The organism is Pseudomonas sp. NPDC087639, assembly GCF_044743385.1.
GTDB lineage: Bacteria > Pseudomonadota > Gammaproteobacteria > Pseudomonadales > Pseudomonadaceae > Aquipseudomonas.
The window spans coordinates 21,551-27,747 of the sequence record NZ_JBIUWI010000073.1 but is presented as its reverse complement, the minus strand read 5'-3'; the positions used below and the strand labels follow the sequence as shown (position 1 = coordinate 27,747).

Genomic DNA, 6,197 nt, shown 5'->3' with positions numbered 1-6,197 from the left:
TGGCCCAACTCTGGTTGTGGCTACATAACTCTGTCACGAGCAGGCTACCGCCCGGTTGCAGCAGGTCGGCCATGTGCTTGAGCGCTTCGGCCGGCGCGGCGAAATGGTGCAAGACCATATTCAGTACCACGCAATCGGCCTGAAGGCTGCTGCCGTTCAATGCATCGGCCAATTGCAGGCTGACGTTAGCCAGTCGTTCACGTTCACATACCTGACGCGCCAGTTCGAGCATCGCCGGGCTGTTGTCCAGCGCGGTTACGGTGCTGAAACGGCGCGCCAGTTCCGGCAGAAAAGCACCATCACCGGGGCCGACTTCAATGGCCGTGGCAGCGCCACTGAAGCTCAGTTTGTCGAGCAGGGCCAGCACGCTTTCGCGGTACTGCGGCAGGCCGGCAATCAAGTCTTGCTGGGCGCGGAATTTCTCCGCGACCCGGGCGAAAAAGTCCTGGCTGGCCGCAGCACGTTGCCCGTGCACTTGAGCGATGCGAGCCTGCACGGCATCCGGCAGCGCCAGATTGTCGACTTCTTCTAACAACGCTGCGTGCAACTTGCCGCCCAGCAGTTCGGTATGGGGCAGGGCGCGACGATAGAAAATCGCGTTGCCTTCACGGCGAGTTGCCACCAGCTCGGCTTGCGCCAAGACCTTGAGGTGGTGACTCATACCGGACTGACCAATGCCGAAAATCTGTGCCAGTTCCAGTACACCAAACGAATCATTGGCCAGCGCGCGCAATACATTCAGCCGCAACGGATCGCCGCCGGCCTTGCACAGGGCCGCCAGCTCGTCGCAATCGTCATGGCTAATGGAAGGCGCGCGTAAGTTCATGGGGCAGCAGTCTAGAGACGGGGTTAAATCCCTGCAAGAGCAATATCAAAAAGTTTTGATATTGCTCGATAGATGGCACTTCTCACGAGATGGTTAACTCTACAAACGAGCAGCGGAAAGGTTTCACCAACAGAAACCGCCGCTATCCATTGGAAAAACGCCTCTGCATGACTATCTGTCATTGCCCCGAGGCGCTCCGGTGAGGGAAAATGCCCTCCTTTTTTCCGTTCCAGTTTATTCACACCCAGGAGATCAGCGATGCCTAGCCGTCGTGAGCGTGCCAACGCCATTCGTGCCCTCAGCATGGATGCCGTGCAAAAAGCCAACAGCGGCCATCCCGGTGCCCCTATGGGTATGGCAGATATTGCCGAAGTGCTTTGGCGCGACTACCTCAAGCACAACCCGAGCAATCCATCATTCGCCGATCGTGACCGCTTCGTGCTGTCCAACGGCCATGGCTCGATGTTGATCTACTCGCTGCTGCACCTGACCGGTTACGACCTGTCGATCGAAGACCTCAAGCAGTTCCGTCAACTGCACAGCCGCACCCCGGGCCACCCGGAATTCGGCTACACCCCGGGCGTCGAGACCACCACCGGCCCGCTGGGTCAGGGTCTGGCCAATGCTGTGGGTTTCGCCCTGGCAGAAAAAGTCCTGGCGGCGCAGTTCAACCGTCCGAGCCACAACATCGTTGACCACCACACCTACGTGTTCCTGGGTGATGGCTGCATGATGGAAGGCATTTCCCACGAAGTCGCTTCCCTTGCCGGTACTTTGGGCCTGGGCAAGCTGATCGCCTTCTACGATGACAACGGTATCTCCATCGACGGCGAAGTCGAAGGCTGGTTCACCGATGACACCCCGAAGCGTTTCGAAGCCTACAACTGGCAGGTGATCCGCAACGTTGACGGTCACGACCCGGAAGAGATCAAGACCGCCATCGAAACCGCTCGCAAGAGCGCGCAGCCGACCCTGATCTGCTGCAAGACCACCATCGGTTTCGGTTCGCCGAACAAGCAGGGTAAAGAAGACTGCCACGGCGCCCCACTGGGTGACGCGGAAATCGCTCTGACCCGTCAGGCGCTGAACTGGAACCACGGCCCGTTCGAAATCCCGGCCGACATCTATGCCGAATGGGATGCCAAAGAATCTGGCCGCGCGGTTGAAGCCGAGTGGGATCAGCGTTTCGCTGCTTACTCCGCTGCGTTCCCGACCGAAGCCAACGAACTGATCCGTCGTCTGAGCGGTGAACTGCCGTCCGACTTCTCGGAAAAAGCCTCGGCGTACATCGCTGAAGTGGCCGCCAAAGGCGAAACCATCGCCAGCCGAAAAGCCAGCCAGAACACCCTGAACGCCTTCGGCCCTTTGCTGCCGGAACTGCTTGGCGGTTCGGCTGACCTGGCCGGTTCCAACCTGACCCTGTGGAAAGGTTGCAAAGGCGTCAGCGCTGAAGATGCCAGCGGCAACTACATGTACTACGGCGTGCGCGAATTCGGCATGACCGCAATCATGAACGGCGTCACTCTGCACGGCGGCCTCGTGCCTTACGGCGCGACCTTCCTGATGTTCATGGAATACGCTCGCAACGCCGTGCGCATGTCGGCACTGATGAAGAAGCGCGTGATCCATGTCTACACCCACGACTCCATCGGTCTGGGCGAAGACGGCCCGACGCACCAGCCGATCGAGCAACTGACCAGCCTGCGCACCACGCCGAATCTCGACACCTGGCGTCCAGCCGATGCCGTTGAATCGGCGGTGGCCTGGAAAAACGCTCTGGAGCGCAAGGACGGCCCATCGGCGCTGATCTTCTCGCGTCAGAACCTGCAGCACCAAGAGCGCGGTGCCGGCCAGATCGCCGACATCAGCCGCGGTGGCTATGTGTTGAAGGACTGCGCAGGCGAGCCTGAGCTGATCCTGATCGCCACCGGTTCGGAAGTGGGGCTGGCGGTTCAGGCCTACGACAAACTGACCGAGCAGGGCCGCAAGGTGCGCGTGGTTTCCATGCCATGCACCAGCGTGTTCGACGCTCAGGATGCCGGCTACAAGCAAGCCGTTCTGCCGTTGCAGGTCAGCGCACGTATCGCGATCGAAGCGGCTCACGCCGACTTCTGGTTCAAGTACGTGGGTCTGGAAGGACGCGTGATCGGTATGACCACCTACGGTGAGTCGGCTCCGGCTTCGGCACTGTTCGAAGAGTTCGGCTTCACCCTGGAAAACATCCTGGGTCAGGCTGAAGAGCTGCTGGAAGACTGATCCAGAAGTCGCGTCGTCTGGACTGACGCCTTCGCGAGCAGGCTCGCTCCCACATTGGAATGCATTTCCCTGTGGGAGCGAGCCTGCTCGCGAAAGTGTTGGTTCAGGCAGCATCGCACTGCCTGATTCACCACGGTAATCGAGAACCCCATGCCTCAACCGCGTCCTTACAAAGTTGCACTCAACGGCTACGGCCGGATTGGTCGTTGCGTCTTGCGTGCGTTGTTTGAGCGAGGCGAAAAGGCCGGGTTTGAAATTGTCGCGATCAACGATCTGGCCGACATGGCCAGCATCGAATACCTGACACGCTTTGACTCCACCCACGGCCGCTTTCCCGGCGAAGTACGGGTTGAAGGCGATTGTCTGCATATTAATGGCGACTGCGTGAAGGTCCTGCGCAGTGCCACCCCCGAAGGCATCGATTGGGCGTCGCTTGGCGTCGATCTGGTGCTGGAATGCTCCGGCGCTTACCACACCCGTGCCGACGGCCAGCGTTTCCTCGACGCCGGTGCGCCACGCGTGCTGTTCTCGCAGCCGATGGCCAGCGAGGCGGATGTCGACGCCACCATCGTCTACGGCGTCAATCAGGATTGCCTGACCGGCGATGAGCTGCTGGTGTCCAACGCCTCGTGCACCACCAACTGCGGCGTGCCGCTGTTGCGTCTGCTCGACAAGGCGATCGGCCTCGATTACGTGTCGATCACCACGATTCACTCGGCGATGAACGATCAGCCGGTGATCGACGCCTATCACCACGAAGACCTGCGCCGCACCCGTTCGGCGTTCCAGTCGGTGATCCCGGTGTCCACTGGTCTGGCGCGCGGTATCGAGCGCCTGCTGCCGGAACTTGCCGGGCGAATTCAGGCCAAAGCCGTACGCGTGCCGACGGTCAACGTGTCCTGCCTCGACATCACGATGCAGACCGCCACGGCGACCGACGCGAACGAGGTCAACCGGATCCTGCGCGAAGCCGCCACCAGCGGCCCGCTCAAAGGACTTTTGGCCTATACCGAATTGCCTCATGCCAGCTGTGATTTCAACCATGACCCACATTCGGCCATCGTCGATGCCAGTCAGACCCGTGTCTCCGGCCCAAAACTGGTGAACATCCTGGCCTGGTTCGACAACGAATGGGGTTTTGCCAACCGAATGCTGGACGTTGCAGACCACTATCTGCAAACAGCAACTTCAAAAAAACCGTAGGAAGTGCGACCCATGACCGTGTTGAAGATGTCCGACCTCGATCTGCAAGGTAAGCGCGTATTGATCCGCGAAGACCTCAACGTCCCAGTCAAGGACGGTGTTGTCACCAGCGACGCGCGTATCCTGGCTTCGCTGCCGACCATCAAGCTGGCCCTGGAAAAAGGCGCGGCCGTGATGGTCTGCTCGCACCTTGGCCGTCCGACCGAAGGCGAGTTCTCTGCCGAGAACAGCCTCAAGCCAGTCGCCGACTACCTGAGCAAGGCCTTGGGCCGTGAAGTGCCGCTGGTGGCCGATTACCTGAGCGGCGTTGACGTCAAGGCCGGCGACATCGTGCTGTTCGAAAACGTGCGCTTCAACAAGGGCGAGAAAAAGAACGCCGACGAGCTGGCCCAGCAATACGCCGCGCTGTGCGACGTGTTCGTGATGGACGCGTTCGGCACCGCTCACCGCGCCGAGGGTTCAACCCACGGCGTGGCCAAGTTCGCCAAAATCGCCGCCGCCGGCCCGCTGCTGGCCGCTGAACTGGATGCACTGGGCAAAGCCCTGGGTGCTCCGGCCAAGCCAATGGCTGCCATCGTTGCTGGCTCCAAGGTCTCGACCAAACTCGACGTATTGAACAGCCTGAGCCAGATCTGCGATCAACTGATCGTCGGCGGCGGCATCGCCAACACCTTCCTCGCCGCAGCCGGTCACCCGGTTGGCAAGTCGCTGTACGAGCCGGACCTGCTGGACACCGCGCGCGCCATCGCCGCCAAGGTCAGCGTGCCGTTGCCGGTCGATGTGGTGTGCGCCAAGGAGTTCGCTGAAAGCGCTGAAGCCACCGTCAAGCTGATCGCTGACGTCGCTGCCGACGACATGATTCTGGATATTGGCCCGCAAACCGCAGCCAACTTCGCTGAACTGCTGAAGTCGTCGAAAACCATTCTGTGGAACGGTCCGGTCGGCGTGTTCGAATTCGATCAGTTCGGCAACGGCACCAAAGTGCTGGCCCAAGCCATTGCTGACAGTTCCGCATTCTCGATTGCTGGCGGTGGCGACACCCTGGCCGCCATCGATAAATATGGCGTGGCTGAGCAAATCTCCTACATTTCCACCGGTGGCGGCGCGTTCCTCGAATTCGTCGAAGGCAAAGTGCTGCCTGCCGTAGAAGTCCTGGAAAGCCGGGCCAAGGCCTGAGGCCGCCCGTCAGGCCAGGCAAAGGAGTGGTCACATGGTCAAGTCGTTAGCATTGTTGTTGCTGACCGGTACGCTGGCGGCCTGCGGGAGTAACCCGAAGGCCGAAGCGACACCGGCACCCAGCGAGTCGCAGAAGGGCTGTTATCAGGCCGACTGGCAGGCCGAAACCAACCCGGTGCTGAACAAGCGCTCGGGGCCGGACGGTCTGGACAAATACGAAGCGCAAACCCCGGCCAAGGAACATGGTTGTCCTTGACGGGTCTGACTCTTAACTCAGGGCTGGCGGCGTGCGCCGTCAGTCGAGGAACACGGATGAAAGGCTTGATCGCCATTGCGGCGTTGGCATTGTTGGGCGGTTGCGCGCAGTTGAACCTGTTTCAGTCGTCCGCCCCCACGGATAACTGGACCACCTGGACCTGCGACAGCCAGGCCAAAGTGCTGTGGCGTTACACCGATGCCGGCCAGAAAGAAGTCGATGTTCGACTGGGTGGCGGTGATCAGGTCTATCGCCTGAAAGAAGAGCCGGGCGCCTCGGGCACGCTGTACAGCGACGGCATGCTGGCGTTTCACATCAAGGGTAACGAAGGCCTGGTGTACTGGGTCGCTACCAATGACCTGATCGGCCGCGGCTGCAAGGCGCAGTAATACAGAATTTGCTTTATCGAATCACCAGACCGGGCTTCGACCCCCGATCTGCAATCACTTGAATAGCCGCCGCCGCTCCGGCAGGCTGGCA

The 6,197-nt window shown here is 60.5% G+C and carries 7 protein-coding genes; 5 read left to right on the top strand and 2 right to left on the bottom strand.

Annotated elements, in window-relative coordinates:
* Both ACIOVB_RS23410 and ACIOVB_RS23405 read right to left on the bottom strand, forming a co-directional pair.
* A partial coding sequence (locus ACIOVB_RS23410; protein WP_401271796.1) for an ArsR/SmtB family transcription factor occupies window positions 1–826 on the bottom strand: 826 nt, incomplete at its 3' end.
* Window positions 827–849: 23 nt separating this feature from the next.
* Window positions 850–1,068, bottom strand: coding sequence for a hypothetical protein (locus ACIOVB_RS23405; RefSeq protein WP_401271795.1), 219 nt, complete (start codon window positions 1,066–1,068; stop codon window positions 850–852).
* Between the two features lie 16 nt (window positions 1,069–1,084).
* Between ACIOVB_RS23405 and tkt the strand changes: the two genes are divergently transcribed.
* The 5 genes from tkt to ACIOVB_RS23380 all read left to right on the top strand — a co-directional run bounded on the left by tkt (window position 1,085) and on the right by ACIOVB_RS23380 (window position 6,106).
* Entirely contained in the window at window positions 1,085–3,082 is a 1,998-nt protein-coding gene (gene tkt, locus ACIOVB_RS23400) for a transketolase (protein ID WP_401271794.1), read from the top strand.
* A 150-nt stretch (window positions 3,083–3,232) separates the two neighbouring features.
* On the top strand, window positions 3,233–4,285 hold the full coding sequence (epd, locus tag ACIOVB_RS23395; RefSeq protein WP_187679700.1) for an erythrose-4-phosphate dehydrogenase: 1,053 nt from the start codon (window positions 3,233–3,235) through the stop codon (window positions 4,283–4,285).
* Window positions 4,286–4,297: 12 nt separating this feature from the next.
* Window positions 4,298–5,461: a phosphoglycerate kinase gene (locus tag ACIOVB_RS23390; protein WP_401271793.1), complete on the top strand. Its 1,164-nt coding sequence runs from the start codon at window positions 4,298–4,300 to the stop codon at window positions 5,459–5,461.
* A gap of 34 nt (window positions 5,462–5,495) precedes the next feature.
* The gene (locus tag ACIOVB_RS23385) at window positions 5,496–5,717 is read left to right on the top strand and encodes a hypothetical protein (RefSeq protein WP_187679698.1); all 222 of its coding nucleotides are present in this window, start codon (window positions 5,496–5,498) and stop codon (window positions 5,715–5,717) included.
* A gap of 56 nt (window positions 5,718–5,773) precedes the next feature.
* Complete coding sequence (locus ACIOVB_RS23380; RefSeq protein ID WP_187679697.1) at window positions 5,774–6,106, top strand: MliC family protein; 333 nt, start codon at window positions 5,774–5,776, stop codon at window positions 6,104–6,106.
* Window positions 6,107–6,197: the final 91 nt, after the last annotated feature.